The sequence below is a fragment of the Endozoicomonas sp. ALB032 genome, assembly GCF_049310125.1.
Classification (GTDB): domain Bacteria; phylum Pseudomonadota; class Gammaproteobacteria; order Pseudomonadales; family Endozoicomonadaceae; genus Endozoicomonas_A.
The window spans coordinates 4,181,058-4,200,088 of sequence record NZ_JBLYNW010000001.1 but is presented as its reverse complement, the minus strand read 5'-3'; the positions used below and the strand labels follow the sequence as shown (position 1 = coordinate 4,200,088).

Annotated in this window: 15 protein-coding genes; 7 read left to right on the top strand and 8 right to left on the bottom strand. The window is 42.4% G+C overall.

From position 1 onward, the window contains the following. Positions 1-426 precede the first annotated feature (426 nt). The 3 genes from ACO6VG_RS16165 (at position 427) to ACO6VG_RS16155 (ending at position 3,379) form a co-directional block, all read left to right on the top strand. On the top strand, positions 427-1,314 hold the full coding sequence (locus ACO6VG_RS16165; RefSeq protein WP_422133248.1) for a protein kinase domain-containing protein: 888 nt from the start codon (positions 427-429) through the stop codon (positions 1,312-1,314). Then, complete coding sequence (locus tag ACO6VG_RS16160) at positions 1,314-2,717, top strand: hypothetical protein (RefSeq protein ID WP_422133247.1); 1,404 nt, start codon at positions 1,314-1,316, stop codon at positions 2,715-2,717. The genes ACO6VG_RS16165 and ACO6VG_RS16160 overlap by 1 nt, the downstream gene beginning before the upstream one ends. Before the next feature lie 179 nt (positions 2,718-2,896). Further along, positions 2,897-3,379: a hypothetical protein gene (locus ACO6VG_RS16155; RefSeq protein WP_422133246.1), complete on the top strand. Its 483-nt coding sequence runs from the start codon at positions 2,897-2,899 to the stop codon at positions 3,377-3,379. Between the two features lie 274 nt (positions 3,380-3,653). Here ACO6VG_RS16155 and ACO6VG_RS16150 read toward each other — a convergent pair whose 3' ends face one another. From ACO6VG_RS16150 to ACO6VG_RS16125, 6 genes are all read right to left on the bottom strand, one after another. Then, on the bottom strand, positions 3,654-4,439 hold the full coding sequence (locus ACO6VG_RS16150) for a hypothetical protein (protein WP_422133245.1): 786 nt from the start codon (positions 4,437-4,439) through the stop codon (positions 3,654-3,656). Between the two features lie 262 nt (positions 4,440-4,701). Further along, positions 4,702-7,764 (bottom strand): death domain-containing protein, encoded by a 3,063-nt coding sequence (locus tag ACO6VG_RS16145; RefSeq protein ID WP_422474709.1) that lies wholly within the window; start codon positions 7,762-7,764, stop codon positions 4,702-4,704. 603 nt (positions 7,765-8,367) lie between these two features. Further along, positions 8,368-9,135: a hypothetical protein gene (locus ACO6VG_RS16140; protein WP_422133243.1), complete on the bottom strand. Its 768-nt coding sequence runs from the start codon at positions 9,133-9,135 to the stop codon at positions 8,368-8,370. Between the two features lie 289 nt (positions 9,136-9,424). Beyond that, on the bottom strand, positions 9,425-9,670 hold the full coding sequence (gene tusA / locus ACO6VG_RS16135) for a sulfurtransferase TusA (RefSeq protein WP_422133242.1): 246 nt from the start codon (positions 9,668-9,670) through the stop codon (positions 9,425-9,427). An 11-nt stretch (positions 9,671-9,681) separates the two neighbouring features. Beyond that, entirely contained in the window at positions 9,682-11,007 is a 1,326-nt protein-coding gene (locus tag ACO6VG_RS16130) for an MATE family efflux transporter (protein ID WP_422133241.1), read from the bottom strand. Between the two features lie 46 nt (positions 11,008-11,053). After that, positions 11,054-11,704, bottom strand: coding sequence for an alpha/beta family hydrolase (locus ACO6VG_RS16125; RefSeq protein ID WP_422137619.1), 651 nt, complete (start codon positions 11,702-11,704; stop codon positions 11,054-11,056). A 198-nt stretch (positions 11,705-11,902) separates the two neighbouring features. On the opposite strand from ACO6VG_RS16125, the gene ACO6VG_RS16120 reads away from it, so the two are divergent. The 4 genes from ACO6VG_RS16120 to ACO6VG_RS16105 all read left to right on the top strand — a co-directional run bounded on the left by ACO6VG_RS16120 (position 11,903) and on the right by ACO6VG_RS16105 (position 15,831). After that, complete coding sequence (locus tag ACO6VG_RS16120; protein WP_422133239.1) at positions 11,903-13,384, top strand: MATE family efflux transporter; 1,482 nt, start codon at positions 11,903-11,905, stop codon at positions 13,382-13,384. Positions 13,385-13,485: 101 nt separating this feature from the next. Beyond that, on the top strand, positions 13,486-14,409 hold the full coding sequence (locus ACO6VG_RS16115) for a Dyp-type peroxidase (RefSeq protein WP_422133238.1): 924 nt from the start codon (positions 13,486-13,488) through the stop codon (positions 14,407-14,409). Between the two features lie 236 nt (positions 14,410-14,645). Beyond that, positions 14,646-15,335: a biotin/lipoyl-binding protein gene (locus ACO6VG_RS16110; RefSeq protein ID WP_422476297.1), complete on the top strand. Its 690-nt coding sequence runs from the start codon at positions 14,646-14,648 to the stop codon at positions 15,333-15,335. Further along, positions 15,298-15,831 (top strand): ABC transporter permease, encoded by a 534-nt coding sequence (locus ACO6VG_RS16105; RefSeq protein ID WP_422474707.1) that lies wholly within the window; start codon positions 15,298-15,300, stop codon positions 15,829-15,831. Before ACO6VG_RS16110 ends, ACO6VG_RS16105 begins: the two co-directional genes overlap by 38 nt. Positions 15,832-15,989: 158 nt before the next feature. Here ACO6VG_RS16105 and ACO6VG_RS16100 read toward each other — a convergent pair whose 3' ends face one another. Then, entirely contained in the window at positions 15,990-16,589 is a 600-nt protein-coding gene (locus tag ACO6VG_RS16100; protein WP_422474705.1) for a hypothetical protein, read from the bottom strand. A gap of 304 nt (positions 16,590-16,893) precedes the next feature. Continuing rightward, the gene (locus ACO6VG_RS16095) at positions 16,894-18,591 is read right to left on the bottom strand and encodes a hypothetical protein (RefSeq protein WP_422474703.1); all 1,698 of its coding nucleotides are present in this window, start codon (positions 18,589-18,591) and stop codon (positions 16,894-16,896) included. Between the last annotated feature and the right edge of the window lie 440 nt (positions 18,592-19,031).

Here is a 19,031-nt window from a genome sequence, read left to right as displayed (position 1 = left end):
CCTTGAAAAATAGCACTGGATATTTCGGAAAACAAAAAAAATAGAAACGACCAGGCTGCTGCGAGCTCGAGCCCTGGAATAACCAACTAAAACGACAAGAATAGATAAGTACCTAACCAGTTGGTTTCGCATATTCTGGACGGCGGCTTTTTCCATCCTTCTGCGTTCCAACTCTGGTTGCGTAGCTATGGCTACGCGCCCGTCGTTGCCCCTTGAAGGATGAAAAAATCCACTCGCCAGAATATGCGAAACCAACTGGCCAGGTACTTAACAGGATGAAAATTGTTCACCGGTAGATTGGTCAAATTTACGGTTTTGCTTATTATCCTCCTAACTTATTGGTAAGTAATGCTAACAAATAAAGAAACATTTTAAATGTAAAGCACACTAATGTATAAATTCACAATACATTACAGGTTTACCAAAATGCAGCCGACTTCTTCAGCGACCCATGTAAAGGGAGCACAAATACCACCCCCAAACTCAACTAATGAGACAACAGTTGTTTTAGCTAAAGGCCATTATGTAAAAATACAATTGATTGGTTGCGGATCTTATGGAAAAGTTTATTTAGCTAAAAATGAAACAGAATCTACGAACAAAGATAATTTTGTTGCTCTTAAAATAGCACAAAGATATGGAGAGATTGAAATCAACGTATTAAGTAAGCTAAACCCTCATAGAAACATTGTAAATCTGTTAGATTTTTCTATTTCTGATCACAAAGTATGCTTAGCCTTAGAACTTGGAGACTGTTCTCTGGATAAACTTGTTGGTTTATGGGGTAAAGAAAAAATAAAATTATCAATTGGACAACTTGATTTTTTACTTACTGAGTTATTAGAGGCCTATAAGTATATTGAGAGTAAGGGATTATTAAACAACACTGATTTATCTGAAGGCAATGTCCTCTATTTTAAAAGTGAAAACAGATTAAAACTAACAGATTTTGGAATTAACTGGGATGGTAGTACAACACAATCCAAAATCGGGAATCTTGTCTATTATGTTTTAACCCGATTAAGCCATAATTGTGATGCTCTGCCTTATGAGGAAAAAGCTGCTTTTTGTAATGTAAAATGTTTTAAAAGAATTTTCTTCGAGCCTGATTTTTCATATTTAGATTGGAAAAAGGATTTAGATAAAAAACACATAGAATTAATTATTAACTTATCAAAAGGTGTATTTAGTATTCCAGATATCACAACCTTATTGAACAATCTAAGTGAGAAATTAGAGCTTTTACCTGTGCCCGAGAATTTAATCTCAGGAGAAAATATTAAAGCACATATAGACCAAAGGGATATGGAATAATGGATCAAGCGATAAAACCAGACATATCATCATGGGGGTGCATCCTGCCATACCCCGAAGTGGTGGCAGACACTCCATCCAGATATAGAGCTGATGCTGAAAAGTATCTTCCAAACCTTGATGAATACACAGAAAATCAATTGCTAAATAAAGACCTTTCATCAAGATGCATTTCTTTGGCTCAAACCGAAAAAAATGATGATAATCACCACCTCAAGCTTTCAAAAAATATAGTCTTTACCCAGGATCGAACTTATTTTGAGTTAATTGATGAAGAGTCCTGGAAAAACATGGCTGACAGTTTAAAATTTTCAGGCATTGATTCATTAGAAAAAGCTATTGCTATGGATTTGAGGGTATGTCCACCATGTCCGGTTTTCCATACATGGGTCGCACTGCATGGTACCAGCATATTTAATGGCTTGAATAATCCTGAAAAATTAGCGGGACTTAATTATGTTCAAAGAATTTTAGAAGAAGGAACCAACCTCAGTAAAAGTGATATACCACTACTAATAGTGTATTCAGATAAAAATCTAACAATATCTCAAATTAATGAGATGAAAGCTGAATTTAAAGATCATGACAATATTTTATGCATCTCTTTTGAAACAGATCTGCAACTAAAATTTCTCGCCCAATTAGAGCGATACGCCTCATCCATGAACTTTCATTTTATGGATTCTATTAGAATTATTGTATCGCAAAACATTACTAAGACTATAAGCTTTTGTATAGATAAGGCAAAGTCTGAAAACAAAACAGAACTGGCTAATCGTTTAGAAAAGCTCGGGGTTAATCATTTATTTTATTCAGACATTGATAATCAATGGTTAACCAGACCACCTTATATATTAGCGAGTCATGGGACTTTTACTCAGCCAATGATTTCAAAAATATTATCACTAACTCACATACGAGAAGGCGTTGTAGAAAAGTTATCTGAAATCAATAGAGAGCTCTTAGGGTGGCATAAATCATTTTTCTCAGAAATGCCTTACTTCAAAAAAAGAAAATCAACAAAATGGTCTGTAGAAAAAGCGAAAAAGTTATTTGATTATATTTTAAGTGGTGACGCAGAAAGTAATTATGAACATTTATCAAAACAGATTGCACATATTTCACCACACCACAATTATCTATTGATTCCTGATAGAGCTGCTTCCTGGGAGGGCGAAAATAGTTGTTGTTTTTTTTCAGAGCAGTCTAAAGATGTTTTTTTAAAAGGCGCTTTGAAAAGGCCTTTCATCATAGACCTTCATCAAATGCCAGATAGTCGACTTGATAATGACTCTTATAATCCAGATCAATATTACAGAGAGGCACACAGTCTCGTTGGGATGCAACTACTCAAATATTATTCTCATGGAAATGATAACACTTGGCACATTGCTACCTGGTAAACTCAAACAGAGTGGCCCTGACACCATGTAAATAATATCCATCATCAATGTTTTTAAATCTCGACTTCGGCTTTCAATCTCACTTTGTCAGAGATACTCACACTCTTGTTAGCAATTAATTAGAACTAAACAAAGTTAAAAGACTCTAAAAATTACTGGGTATCAAAAGGAGCAATGACGTGGATAAAGTTGTAGGAGAGAACATATTTCCAGGAGAATATTCGTCACCATACTTTAAAACCGAGTATGAGAGCCCATCTGAAGCTATGAAATATCTCTCTGAAGCAAAAAACGATGGAGATTCTCTTAGTTATAAGGACTTATCATCAAGATACGTTGCTCCGGTAACACCCGAAAAAGGTAACGACAACCACCACTTCCAACTGGCAAAGAATATAGTCGCCACTCTGGATCCAGTTTATTTTGATTCCATTGATGACGAGTCCTGGAAAAACATGGCTGATAGTTTAAAGTTTTCGGGCATAAATTCATTAGAGAAAGCCACAGCTATGGATTTGAAGGTATGTCCTCCATGCCCGGTATTTCACACATGGGTCGCACTGCACGGCACAACCATATTTAATGGCAAGAACAATCCTGAAGCTCAACCAGGAATAAATTATATTCAGAGAATATTAGAAGAAGCATTATCATGGGCATGATAAGACCTAGGTAGGGTAAAAATTCTAAGTACAATGGACTGATATTTCAGGCAGGAGTCGGTTGCTGGTAAATTCTGTATTTTTCTAACTCAGAAATATTTACGCTCATATTACTGATGGCGAGTCCAGCGGAGGCTTTCCGAACAAAAAAACCACACCACTTTGGGAAAAGGTTTTAGATCAGCATTCGCTAATAACAGGAGCCGCAAGTTTTACGGCTTTGTTTTTGGTTTTTTTCTACAGGCTCGTTATATGCTGTAAGTGAATCATACTACTAACGGAATTCAAGTCTTTGCTTCAAGGAGTGAAGTAAAAATGGAATACAAACAGCTACTATTGGGGTTACTATAATGATTGCCACTGAAAATACTGAAGCACTTGCACTAAATAGTAGTTTCACTGCAATATCTGATGGATAAGTTATTTCTCTACTATTACCAATAAGAAACTCACATCGACTACCAGTATAAACTTCAGTGAAAGAAAGCTCCTCTCTTGCATTATTCAGCCCGTCAAAGTTTAAAAGAGATTTATATAAGTATATTTTCCTAAGTGTCCATTTGTTATCTAACTCAGTGGAGTGGATACTTTTTTCCGAAAATACAAGTGTTATATTCTCATTGCTTAGTGTTGTTACAATACCATGGGCAATTGTAATATCATTCTGAGATTGAATATCTGTGATATAGACAGGCTTATCAGTAACTTCGCTAACAAAAAATGTTAGTGGTAATAATTTTCGTATAACACTTACATCTTTAAACTTATCCATAAAAAGAAAAAATTCTTCATTGGGGATATCTCTATTATCATTACGTCCTTCCAAAAGCCCCTTAAAATAGACATAATCATGAGAATATTCTTCCAAGCTTTCATTACTTGCATAGCGAATCATTCTTACATTGTTAAATAACACACTATTTTCGTATCTGCTAATATCTCCGGTAATCGTAAATCCACTTCTGTGTTCTGCAATAAACGGAGAAGAATGACAAGCAGATGAAATTAAATTACAAATACATAATGCAATGGCTTGTATATTTGAACATAAAATTTTCATGGTTGATCCGGTTATCCAAAAGTTCACAAGACATAGTGGATAAAAGTAGCAAAGAAGTCAGGGGTTGCACATAAATCCGTTAGCCGGAGGTCTCTAGCCCCCACACCATGGCAAGCCGGTCCGCAGTCGGCGATTCACTGGGGATAGTTAAACCGGATCCATAAGTCTTTCTGAGTAACAAGCCCAAAGTTTGCAAGAAGAGTGTCGTTCAATGCCTGCTCCGCCGTAAAGGCTTGCCCTGTGCAGGCCAAAGATACTCATTTCAAAAATGGTAACGCCTTACTAAATATTGTATAAGGTCGTATCGTCCGATCTTTGCAAAAACTTCCAGTAAGTCATCGAAGATAATCCGACCTTTCATTTTTTGCCATTTTTCTATCATTACCCTTGCCTTATCATGATCGTCACCCTTATTAATCTCTCTTAGATGTTCTTCATTAAAAACACCGGTCTGTTTGGCAAATCTTTGCCAATCGATTCCCAGTTTAGAAGCAATAATCAGGAGTTCCTCTTGTGCTACGGTAGAGCTCAACTTTACAGTGCTTTTTCTTTCGACAATTTGGTTAGGATCGATGCCTAGTTTAGAACAAACACCCATCATTTTTTCTAAATGAGGGCTCAAAGTTGCAGGCTGTCGCCTGCTTATTTCTGATTGCTGATACTGTGGATCTGCGGACACATGTGCAACGGCTTGTGTTGACGGAACGGGTTCAGGACCCGATAGTTCATCAAACGATTGATCCGATGGCTTACCAAATAGTGCCCCAGGGGCCATACCAAAGATCAAAAACATACTATGTATAAACTTGTCTTTTTCTTCTGCTCCCTTCTGTTCCAGAAGCGTAACAAGCTGTTCACCGGCTTTTAAGGTAAAGGTTCTTAGAAGCTCAAGTTGCTTACTTGATACATCTTCCGCAAAACGAACATTTTCATAGAATAGATCTTTTAAACGCTTTCCGTGCATTGATCTTATGAGAACAAAAGCAGTCAATAGAGTTTCAATTTCATAAAAATCTATAAACTGATTGGTACTAATATTTAATGCCAAATCATGAAATGATTGACTATTGGTTCCAGTTAAATAATTTCTGTTACTTGGAGTAATAAAAGAGTATTCACCACCAAACCCAAACTTAAGAATTCTTGTTAACTCCCCACGATTATTGTACGGATCCGGTATACCAAAACCGTACCTATCATAAACATCTCTACCAAATTTATTGAACATTATTACTATTAAAAAACTTGATGGAAATATTTCAGCTTTTAGCGACCGACTCATTTCTTCAAATATTTTATAAATATAATTGATTAACACTATTTTCTGTTGGCTATCTAATCCTGAATAAAAAACTTGACTCACATCATCAGAAGCTAAAAAATCATTACCGGTTAGCTGGTTCAGCAATTCGTTTCCGAATCGATTCAAACTGGTTTCGCTCTCAAACTCATCCCTGTGAATAGCAAGTGTTTTAACAATCCTTGTCACCTCAGCGTAATCTTCAACTCCCTGGGTTTTTGCCAACTCACCGACTTGTAAAATAAGGTGATAAAGAGACAGACTGCCTTTTAAAAATTCAAACCATTTCGGATAAAATTCACTTAACGCATTTTTATCTGACATCAAACTTTGCGTTAAAAGGTTATAAAGTGCCGGTAAATTATAGTAATGATTAATGCGAAAACAATCTTCTCTCTCCCTTTCATTTAAATCCAAAGCTTTGAACCATTGAAATACATCGGTTACTGAAGTATCAGCGTCTTGTGTACCTGACACAGGTTCTTCTTCCCTGTCTTGTGCCATTGCAGAAGGCTGCGCTTCAGTCGATTCCTGCTCAAGTACACCAGATTCACGATCCAGACATTCTTTGCATTTATTAAAGGCGAGTACAGGCTTATTATTATTACAATTCTGGCATAATCTACCGTTTGATGAACCACCTGCCCCATCATCTCCGCCACTCTCTCTTCCACCACCGCTGTCCTGATTTTGACGACCATAGCCACCTTGAAACTGAGTTGGCTGGGCCCTGTTGAGATCGCCCTTTTGACTACCAGCCTGACCGGTTCCGGTTCCGGTTCCGGTTCCTCCAGGATGGCTGATCCCGGTGGAGATCTGGCCAGGAAAAACGGACACGCTGCGTAATTGTTTGGGACTTAAAATGAACGCTTGCTGTCCATAACGACGGTAGTGTTCTGTTTGTAGCGGTTGTGGCGGGTTACTGCTCAGGTAATATTCAAACACAGCTTCCGGATTATCAGGATTTCTGGACAATGCCAGAAAAAGCCCTGAACTCCTTTCAAGATTTGCAGCTTTTATTTTATCCCAAAGTTCCTGCGAAATAATAATGGCCTGCTCATTCCAACCCTGCTTGATTTTGAGCACAATCCGGGCATCCCAAATCTGTTTTTTTACGGCCTGGCCGTCAGTGCCAGGCACCAGAATAACCCTGCTGACCTGCTCACTCATCCATTCAAAGGAGTAAAGGGGGCCGCCCATCCCACCACTCGGCCTCTTCTTGAATAAATCGCCTAAATCATCGCCACTGCCAAAACCGCCTCCGCCAGAGCTTGTGAATGGTTCGCTGTTATCCGCAGTACCCGAGGCTCCGGGTATCGCAAAAGGCCCACTGACACGACTGCTGTCGTCAGAATGTCCAGACCCATCCTTTTCAGTCGGTTTATCGCGGTAAAAAATATCGACAAATGATATTTTTTTGTTAGCAGACGCATTACTGCCAGGTAACAACGGTAAAGACCCGTTTTCTGAAACAATACCGCTGCATTCCGGTTCTATAATCCAGCCATCATCATTATCTTCAATGGCTAAAACCAACGATTGATGACCTGCCGGTAAACGCCATCTGGCCGAGTACTCGTGTTGCCATCGACCCCTGTCGGGTGTTGAAGCAACCCGTCTTATTCTCCCACTTTGCATATCCGGCATACCCTGACCCGTTACAGGCTTTTTAAATACCGGCAGAGAGGGAAAATCCCCTGTCGACGATGCAGGAGACGTCCGGAAACAAAAATTAAATTGATCGCCCGGTTGACTATCGAGAATGACATAAAACTGATTGTTCTCCAATTCAGAAACTGTTTTACCGTTCTCACCAACCGCTTTGCGATCATAAGTTAGAAGAAGAGGCGGATTGTTCCCTCTAAACGACAGTTTACTAATTTCTCCCGTTGTCTCACCCCATGTCTCAGTAACTTTGGAGGAACTCCCCCAACCTGCCCAGCTCAACAGGCTGGTATAAGCATTGCAGTGACCAGCGAGCGGCAAAGTAACAGACAAAATAAATAAAAAAAACAGGTGATCCATAGTCAGGAACCTCGTTGCTTTCATGTCTGAATTTATTTTTTAAGGTTTTATCGACAAAAAATAACAATAGACATTATATTTGAAAGTGCTTTATTTATTTCGGGTATTCGAAAACGGTTGCAGTGCCTTTCCCTCCTGACCCTGTGATAAACAGAAATCAATCACTTGAATTTGCATCATCAAACAATAGTGTCCAGTGTTGCCTTCTGTGATTTGACAAGACTTGATGCTCTTCTGCTATGGCAGACTCCAAAGTCACAGGCTGTAATCTGCTTGCTTCTGATAGGGGATGTGCGGCCGCGTGTGTGATGGCTTGCGTTGACGGAGCAGGTTCGGGATCTGATAGCTCATCATTACAGAGAGGCACATAGTCTCGTTGGAATGTTACTCAAGTATCATTATCAAAATGATTTTACTTGGTAAGCGTTCAGGCGGGACAGACTGCTATGACCTGCCGAGCTTAGATTTAAAAGAATTAAAACCTGCTTTTAAGAATTGGGGGATCAAATTTATGGATGCCCTGAAATCCATATGATGAAAAACCAACGCAAAGCGCTGGCTTTTCCATCACAACACTGTTCCAACTGACAGATATGAAAGCTTTTAGAAATTTGCCTGCACTATGAACTGTGGCAGGTTTTGATCCTGCCCATCACGACCAAGCTTGTTTTTCCAGTAGTTGTATTCAATGCCGGCGTAATATTTGCCTTCTTTACCGAAGAAATCACCCACATCCAGTTTTAACTGAGGCTGTGCAATAATTTGCATTTCGACATCTTTACCCGAGTTATTTTCCGTAGCATTAGTAATATCCACAAAGCCGTCAAATAACCATTTAGTTGAACCTAGAGAAAAAGGCACGGCCCAGGCTGTAGTAAATTGAAAATTGTCATCCAACTCAACGTCAAAAGAGTCTTTGCCATTAGCACGATAATAAACGGCAGTATCCAGGAAGATAAAGCCAGGTACATTCCAACCGATTGCACCACCCAATAAAATATTATCCAGATTTACCGTCGCAGCATGTTCCCACTGTGTCGCAAAATAAACGTCCTTGATCACAGAGTCTTTAAAGCCTTCACCTCCAGTAAGCGAAAAATCAATATGTACCTCACCGTAGGTGTCATCATTATCAACGTCATCTTCTACAAAAGAACGATCAACAAAAGAAAAGCTCTTACCCCAGGTGTATGCTGCAGCATGCTCGAGAGTTACCACCTGGGATTTACCCTCTTCACCGGAAAAAGCATTCAAATAGCCGTCACCGGTCAAATAAGTTGCCGAGACATTACTCCACAGGATATCCGCTTGAGCGCCTGCAGAGGCAGCAGCAATAGTTGCAGCAATAGCGGCTTGTTTCATTAACTTCATGATTATTCCCTTCAGGATTTATTGTAATAATTCTGTTCTGAATAAATGCACGCAATTATTTCAGCGTAACCCGTGCTTTTATAGCTATATCCAATAGCCGCTGTATCAGCGTCTGGTATAGACAATGCAAATACCTGACCAACTCGTCAACTTTATATAAAAACTAACTATTTAGTCAATTTTCTTCAATTTCTCTACCGCAATGCGTTTCGCAACGACCCAGCATGGTGCACAGCGCACCATGCTGGGACCCCGGAACAGTTATGTGAAATGATTGCCAGATTAAGTCCTAGGCACCGGCCTTGCGAATCAGGTAAATATACTGTTTTTCCAGCTGCTCACGAGACAGCAGCTCATGATTCAGAAAGTTACAGAACTTGGGAATATCACGCTCGGTCGAAGGATCAGTCGCTATAACCCTGACCGTTTCTCCCGTCTTCATGTCCCTCACTTTGTTATGCAACATCATGACCGGCTCCGGGCAGAGCAGACCTGAAGTATCCAGTTCATGATTGATTTCTATAGTCTCCGACACATTCACTCCTGTTATCTGACCCAGGACCCGGACCGACTCAGGGATCGATAAACAATAGCCAGTCCTGCACTGCGGGCCAGCATAAAGGCACTGTAGGCTAACCACAAGCCGTGATTTCCCATATCCCGGGTGACATACCAGACCGGCAGGAACACAATTAACGTTGCCACCAGCATGGTGTTTTGCATCGTATCCGTTCGCACGGCACCAATAAACACACCATCCAGCCAATAGCACCAGACAGCAAATAATGGCATGGCGGCCAGCCAGGGCAGATAGATGTTGGCAGTTTCTGCGACAGCAGGAATATCCGTCAACAAGCCAATGATGCCCTGCCCCACCAGCGAGAAGGTGAGGAAAAACAGAACAGCACACATGAGCGAGCAATAGCCCGTTACCCTGACAATCTGCTTAAAGCGATCTTCTTTTCGCTGCCCCAGAGCTTCGCCGCTCAGTGCCTCGGCAGCGTGGGCAAAGCCATCCAATCCATTGGAAATCAGCAGCAACATATTCAGTAACAGAGCGTTGGCAGCCAGTATATGACTGCCGCTCTGGGCCCCCTGTGCCGTAAAGAAAGCCTGAGTTGCAAGCAGACAAAGCGTGCGAACAAACAGATGTCGATTTAATAACAACAGGCGGCGCATAGAGCCCGGGTTCAGAATCCTTGCGCGAACAAAGCTTCCGGACATACCTCTCAGGGTTTGACTGACCATCCATACCCCCAGCACAAGGCTGGTATAATCAGCGATCACTGTTGCCAATGCTGCGCCTCGGGTAGCCATTCCGAGACCCAGAACAAACAGCAGATCCAGAATAATATTGACCACATTGGCCAGTACCAGAATAAACATGGGCCCCTTGGGACGATGCATTCCGATCAACCAGCCGACGATCGCGTAGTTAATCAAGACCGCAGGAGCTGAAAGTATTCGGGTGGTGAAATAGATTCTGGCCTGCTCGGCCACCTGAGGAGCCGCGTTAAATAAAGGCAGGGCAATATCCAGAAGCGGACGGTATAAAAGGATCAGGAAAACACCGATTACAACAGCCAGCAGGATCGACTGGGCCAGCCACTGCCGGGTTTCCTGATGATCATCCTGACCCAGGGCCTGAGCCACCAGTCCGGTAGTACCCATTCTAAGGAAGCCAAAAGCCCAGAACAGCAGTGTAAATAATGTACTGCCAATGGCGACACCTGCCAGGTAAATATCACTGGAGAGATGCCCCAGGACCCCAGAATCAACCAGACCCAGCAGGGGAACCGAAATATTGGAAAGAATAGCAGGCCAGGCAAACTTCCAGACCCGCCGATACAACGCTGCTGTTGAGGTCAACACCAATCCTCACTATTGCCCGACAGAATTGAGACTATTCTATGAGACTTTAGTTCAGACCAGTACACGTAAACTTTGTCTTTATGAAGTCAGAGATCTTTTGTGCGGCTTCAACCAAATGCTGCTGATGAGTAAAACCCGATTTTATCCGGGGTTTCAGATCATGATTACCATCCGCCAGCCAGTGAAGCTCAATATTCTCTGACAGTTCATAACCCTGAACGGTTGCATAATCACCCATGGCATCCCGACTGCCCTGCACCACCAGCATGGGTAATGGGAAATCGGCAAGATGCTCTGTTCTGGGCCTGTCCTGTTTACCCGGTGCATGGAACGGGTAGCCCAGACATACGACGCCACTCAACGAAAGATCAGTCATCTCAGACACCAGCAGGCTGGCCATTCGTCCACCCATTGACTTACCGCCAACATACAGAGAGTCGCTGTATTCATTTTTGATTTGCCCGATCACATCCTGCCAGCATTGCAATAATTTTGGCTGCCTGTCTGGTGGTCTTTTTTTACCGGTTTCTCTTCGCTCTCGCATATAAGGGAATTCAAAGCGCACGACACTGATACCTTCTGTCACCAATAAGTCAGCCATTTGATTCATGAAATCACTGTCCATGGCCGCGCCGGCACCATGGGCCAGTATCAGTAATGGGGACCCGGTTTCAACCCGGTTCCAGATAAGATCCATAGAAAAACAGTCCGCAATTGCTAAAGCGTTTTATTGTAACGCCATTTAACCGACCCGTCGCCGGGATCTGAACTAAGCTGGTCGAAACACAATATCCTGTTCACTGAGCAAAATACGGCTCTTTACTATCCGGAATTCTAACGACTTTTGTCGTTTTATGCCCAACTCACCTAAACAGTGTCGAAAGGTTAGCCTACGATGACCCATGCCCGCTTTACCCAGGGCTCAACAATGAAGCACGTCATTGTTATGAGTCTCAGCAATGCAGCGGGCATCACTACGCTCTTTTTTGTCGACCTGCTCGACCTGTTCTTTCTCAGTTTGCTCGGTGAAAAATATCTGGCTGCAGCTATTGGTTATGCGGGCACTATCCTGTTTATCACTTCCGCTTTGGGTATTGGTTTATCCATTGCCGCAGGGGCTCTGGTCTCCAGATCCATTGGCAGCCACAACCGGAAAAAAGCCTGCCAATATCAGGTAAACATCTGTTTCCTGGTGCTATTAGTCAGTGTCACGCTGGCCATCCTCTTCTGGCTTCTTATTCCGCAAATGGTTGCTCTGTTGGGAGCCACCGGACGAGTTCATGAACTGGCCGACAGTTACCTGCATATTGTGATTCCCTCGATGCCTCTGGTCAGCTTGTCCATGACCCTTGGAGCCGGACTCAGAGCTGTTGGAGATGCCAGGCTCTCCATGACATCGTCACTCTCAGCCGGAGCTGTGAATGCCATCCTGGACCCCATTCTGATCTTTCTTCTGGAACTCAGTATAGAGGGGGCAGCCATTGCCTCAGTGATGGCCCGTGTCACGATGTTTGGTATTTCCTTTTACGGTATTTTTTATAAACATAAACTCTACTCCCCCTTTGATTGGTCGCTTTTTTGCAAGGATCTCAAAAACATTCTTGCCATCACCCTCCCTGCCATTGCCACCAATCTGGCCATGCCTTTCAGTGGTGCCTGGATGGTTCGCTATATGTCACATTACGGCAACAGTTACGTAGCAGGCTATTCCATCATTAACCGGCTGATACCTGTTGCATTTGGTGTCATTTTTGCCCTGTCTGGCGCGGTTGGACCCATAATAGGCCAGAATTTTGGGGCAAGACGCATGAGCCGGGTCAGGGAGTCGCTTCGAAATGCTATCCTCTTTACCGTGTATTATGTCCTTGTGATTTCAGTCATACTGTTTTTACTGCAGGACATTCTCATTCAGGTGTTCAGAGCCCGGGGTGAAGCTGCCAGTCTGGTGTCGTTTTTCTGCAACTGGATTGCCATCAGCTTTTTGTTTACAGGAACTATGTTCGTTGCCAATGCGGCCTTTAACAATCTGGGCAAGCCCGGATACTCAACCCTGTTAAACTGGGGCCGGGCGACACTGGGTACAGTCCCTTTCATCTGGGTCGCCTCTGAATATATGGGGGCTTATGGGGTACTGGTGGGTCAGGCAGCCGGAGGCGTCCTGTTTTCATTCATAGCAGTCTGGCTGAGCTTTCGAACCATTGACTCCATTGAGAGCAAGATTATCAGGCAAGACACTATTGCCAGCCTCATGACCCGTCAGGAAGAGACCACAGCCTGTCCTTTCCAGCCGATGTCATCGGAATGTTCGCAACTGGCACAAATGGCTGAAGAGGGTGAGTGCGAAGAGGCCCGCAATCTATCCGATAAAGCCAGATAAGCGTATTGATCCAAACTATAAACCCCTTCATGCTATGCAAGGTAACCTGACAGAAAACAGACAGGTTCCCATTGTTACGAAAACTGACGTTAGAGTTGGAAATGAGCACACCACAATCAGGAATTACTCCAGAAGCCAATACCGATGCCTGCTTTCTGGTTTTAACTATCAGACAAGATGCAGACAGCCTTGAACAGATTAGAAAGACCTGTGCACTGATTCCCCGACTGACTGAGGAGCTCAGCCAACAGTATCCCGATGCAAGGCTGTCCTCCACGATCAGTATTGGCAGCGAGGCCTGGGATGTTCTGTACAAAGACGGTAAGCCGGCCCTTCTTGCTCCTTTCAAAGCACTGACAGAAGGTGACCGGACTGCACCTGCCACTCAGGGTGACCTGCTGCTTCATATCCGTTCCAACCGCCGGGATATCAACTTTATCCTGTTGCACAGAGCCATGGATGATTTTGGACAGGCGGTTGAAATTCAGGAAGACGAGACAGGTTTTCGTTACCTGGACAGCCGTGACCTGAGTGGATTTGTTGACGGCACCGAAAATCCCCAGGGCGATGACAGGGCCAGCGTCACTCTGGTGGGTGATGAAGATCAGTCGTTTGCCGGTGGCTGCTATATCCACACCCAGAAGTGGGTTCATTCGTTGAAAAAGTGGAACAAACTGGCAGTACCCGAGCAGGAAAAAGTGATCGGGCGCACCAAGGAAGACAACATTGAATTCAGTGGCGAAGAAAAAGCACCAACCGCTCACGTAAAACGTTCCAACGTCAAGAACAGCGAAGGCAAAAGTATGGAAATACTCCGTCACAGTATGCCCTATGGTAATGCCAGTGAGGGAGGACTCTACTTTGTCTCCTACTGTCGCACTCCAGTCCATTTTGACAAGATGATGGAGTCCATGATCAAGGCCGATAACCATGGTCACTACGATCACTTGATGGATTATTCACAGGCCGTCACCGGATGTGCATTCTTTGCACCCTCAGTTGAGTTCCTGACATCAGCTGAGTGATCGACCTTAAACGTCTATTTGAGTACCGATCTTCCCCGCTTCCTGAGTGATTCGGTACTCACTACTTTCCTTCTCACAGACTTCGGGTTCATCACGTATCAGACATTGGCGAGACAGTTATAAGACGTCTCTTCGTTTTGTGTCTACATTTGTTGGATGTTAATCGTCATGAAAAACGCCTTCACTCTATGAACCGATGGATAAAGAATCATCTTGCGTTAACTTAAGCTGCCGCTCTGACACTCCTGCTTTCCGGCTGCTTCTCTTCCGATCACCATCAGGCGCTGGGGACACTTGAACGAGACAGAGTCACTCTGACAGCCACCGCTTCGGAGCTGATTACAGACATTCTTATCCCTGAGGGAAACCCTGTTAAAACCGGTCAATTGATCCTGAAGCTGGATGATCGCAAACAACAGGCCGCTGTTGCTGCCACCCTGGCCGAAACGGAGCGGGCACGAGCCTACCTCAATGAAATGGTCAACGGAGCGAGAATGGAAGATATAGCAGCAGCGAGAGCCAGTGTCGGGCAAATTGAGGCCCGGCTGGTAGATGCCGACAAAAGGTTTCAGAGAAACGAAGTGGAAAAATCTTCAACCCTGTCAGGCATGACCAACAGCCTGCAAAGAATCTTCTCAATCCTGATGAAGGAATTTCGACAATTGTCACGTGATCATGCCACCTTTGCCATGATCGTCATTATTCCTCTGGTTGAATTACTGCTGTTTGGCTACGCCATCAATATCGATGTCAGAGAGATACCGGTCAGTATTGTGGATCAGAGCCAAACTTACTTCAGCCGGGCTCTTGTCGACGCGGTGAAGACAACGATCCGTCGTCAACACGGTTCCTGGTTTGGTGGGCGTTATTCTGACCATGACGATGATTATGTTCACTTCTGCCGCATTGGTACGGGAAAGGGGTAACCTGGAACTGTTGATAGCGACACCCGTTCACCCGATAGAGCTGATGATTGGCAAAATCATCCCCTATATTTTTGCAGGTTTTATTCAGACCGGCATTATTATGTTGCTGGGTAACCTGATTTTTAAGGTACCCTTTGTCGGCAGTATTTTCCAAATGTTACTGGCCACCCTGCTGTTTATTTCTGCCAGTCTGACAATGGGGCTGATTATCTCCACCTGCGCGGAAACGCAATTGCAGGCTTCACAAATGACCATTTTCATTCTGCTGCCTTCCATTCTGTTGTCAGGGTTTATGTTTCCTTTTGAAGGCATGCCAATCGCTGCTCAATGGTTTTCCGAACTCTTGCCTGCAACCCACTATATGCGGTTGATGAAGGGTATTATTTTAAGAGGTGCAGAATTACAGGGCATGGCAAAAGATGTTGCTTACCTGGGCGTTTTTACGATCGTTGGATTAGTGGTTGCGGCAAAACGATTTAAGAAGAGTCTGGATTAGATGCACTTATCAACACGCGCTGATCAACCTTGAAGATGCCAAGGTAGCCAGAAACAAAAAAAGTCTGCAAGGAAGAGCCAGTCAAAGTGGCCTGATATGTTGTAAATATAACACTTTTCGAATTAATCAGACCTCACTATGGTTCCCTTGTCGTCTGGTTATTGTCTGCTTGCAAAATCAAACAACCATTTCAGATCTTCTGGCAACACAGGTAATATCTCTTCCAAATCAAGATTATTTTCCATAAAAACAACAAAAGAGTTAATAATCAGGAAAGGTAAAGACCCTATAATGACATTGAGTTCAGAAAGGCTATTGGGGGCTGTAAAATTACCGTACTTTAACGTTTTCCACCAATAATAATAAATAATTAAATGCAACCACCTTTTATCAACCAATGCATGGTTCCACTCCCATAGAGAGTCACCAAAAGGGTCTGCACCAAAACTGAGCAATGCAACAATTTCAGATATCGTTGAGGCATCATTTAAAATATGTGCGACCCTCAAACTATTATAGGTATGTGTATAGGTAAATGAATTCGGGTCAGCACCATGCTTAAGCACAAAAAGCAGCATTTCCAATGATCCGGAATTAAGTGCGTCGGACACGGCGTCATTCTCTCTTTCGAGCATATAACCTTTCTTGATGAACTCTTCTATTGCTGTAAAATTGTTACCTAAAATAGCATCAGAAAATCTCCCTGCCACAGAAAATTGCGTAAAAAAAAAGATAAGAATGAAAAAAAATGCTTTCACTGCGTCACTTCCTCTTGGATTACTGTTTGTGAACTCTAGTAGTACTATGACTCTTGACAAATGAAACTAATCAAAACCCTTCATCGGTTATGCTCACACACAATTCCAATAGCTGCACTCTGTGGTAGATGGCCTCTGATCCGGAGAATCCCCTCAGACAGCCATCGACCTTATTGTTTATCAAATTTTTTTGAACATTCAGGAAAAATATGGACCAATAGTGAAGTTGTATGACAATACCCGATATTTCAGTGACAATGACTGCCTCAAGAGCAAGAACAGGCCTTACAATGCGCTGAACTACTTATTCAGAAAGAGACTGTGGAACAACGACTTTACTCCAGTCAATTTCAAGCCACCCTCCGGGTAAATCCTGTGAAGTTGTATTTCCTTGATTAGCTTGAGTTCTGGCCACTTGATCAGCAGGCATTACCAACAACCAATGATTAGAAGCATGAAGCAACATCATACAATGACGATTTTCATGTAACGCTTCGACAATTTCGTTTTGATTCTGAAAGTTAATATCAACACCATCTGGTGTTATCAAGCTAATCTGAAAAGGACATCCTGAAGTGGGAGCATTAGAAGCTATATCAAACATTAAAATATTTTGGTTGATAAACGGGGCAATCAGGTAACGAATATGATTATCTTCAAGCCACATTCTATCCGAATGAGACCCATTCATTTCATTGGCCATTGATACGACAAAGTCAGGTTCATCACCTTCATCAACCCGTTCTTGCGCTCTGGCAGAAAAATATTCAAATACACCACTTGCCGTTAATTCATCTGGATTTTCAGTCATTTCAGATAAAAGCTCATATCTGTTGTTTCTGATCCAACTGAGGATAGCATGCCAGCCACAGTAGCCATCAGTTGGCATATTATGAACCTCAAAGCCGAGCTCATTTAAATATTTACTCGTATTTTCCAGACTGTTAGAACCGTCTGACTTTACTCTTTTGAAACTATTGACAATTCCCGTCAGAGCAACGAATAAGGCTTTAGTAATGCTAAAGACATCTGCCGAGGTTTTAGTGTACTCTCTGCAGGCTTCATAGATATTTTTAGCTTTAGCAGTAACATTAGTACCAGTGCCGGGGCTTTCTTCAACAAAGGTTTCCAGTTGGTTGTAGCTTCTGGGAAATGTCCATACACAAGCATTGTTTGAACCAATCATTCCGAAAGCGCAATAGTCTTCCTGATTCTGTACGCTGCTGAGGGCCAGCGTTTCGCAGGATTTCTTCTGACATACTAATGATGGAAAAAAAATCATAGAACCTTTATTTCTCTCTCCTTTCCTTCTTACACCGGACTTTTCAATATCCAAACGAACATTGGAATCTAGCTGAAAAGTCTGGGAATTATTATGGTGTTCATTTCCAAGAGGAATAATAATTCTAATGTATATAAAACCATCTTTTCTTCTGTCTTTAGTTTCAATATTCCACCCAAACCACTCAAGGCTCTCTAATAAATAGTCTTTACAGTCATTTCTCGACTCTTCATCACCAAAACACTTAAATAAAAGCACTACTTCCAAATCAGAGATTTTACTAACAAATGATTCAGCAAACTTTGACTCTCTATTTTTTTGCTCGATAAATGACGTATAAAAAAGATGATACCAAAAAGACTTGGTAATAAAATATTGAGTAAAACCTGGCTCATCATCTCCAAAATCAAAATAATGCAAATAAAATTTATAATCATCAGAACCCTCAGCAAAAACCCCAAACTCACGAGAAGGAACCAAAAAACAAGAGAATGGGTTTTTTAAATGTTTCATAAAGACGACTACTGCTTTACGACTCCCTTTATTTTCATCTTTAACATCTTCTATAGAGTAACTGAACTCTGTATTAAACTGATAACACCCATCCATCAAGAATTTCAAATTAGATGGTTCGACAACGAAAAAAACTCTTAAATCTTCAACTGCTCTTGCATCTTGTAGATAAATTACTAATAGCCAAAAAAAGAAGTGTCTATACATTCCAAGACTCCTGTATTGTTATAGCCGTCAGAAATTAGGGCGAAGCCTACATGGTAGACTACAGGATGCCATTTCAATCAAGTTTTCCATACTTGCGCCCCTACTGCCTGTAAATCTGTAGCAGATGACCCTGGAATGAAAGATCATACACAAAGCGCGTTTTCGTCAGACTGGCAAAAGCGTCGTGGCATTGCCGACTTGCACCCACTCACTTACTGGGCTGATCTCTCGTCGTTTATAGTACTTTCGTACATTTTTTACTCAGATTAATTTGCTACCAAAGGCTGTGATCTTTCAGTACCAGCAGGCGTGCTTCTGCAATGGTGTCTGAACTGCTGCAATCACCGGCCACTCCCGAAGACTCATAAGTACTCAATCGGCTTTGGCAAGCTTTTCAATTTTTTTAAAACCTTTTGAACTTTTTCGGCAAAATATCATCA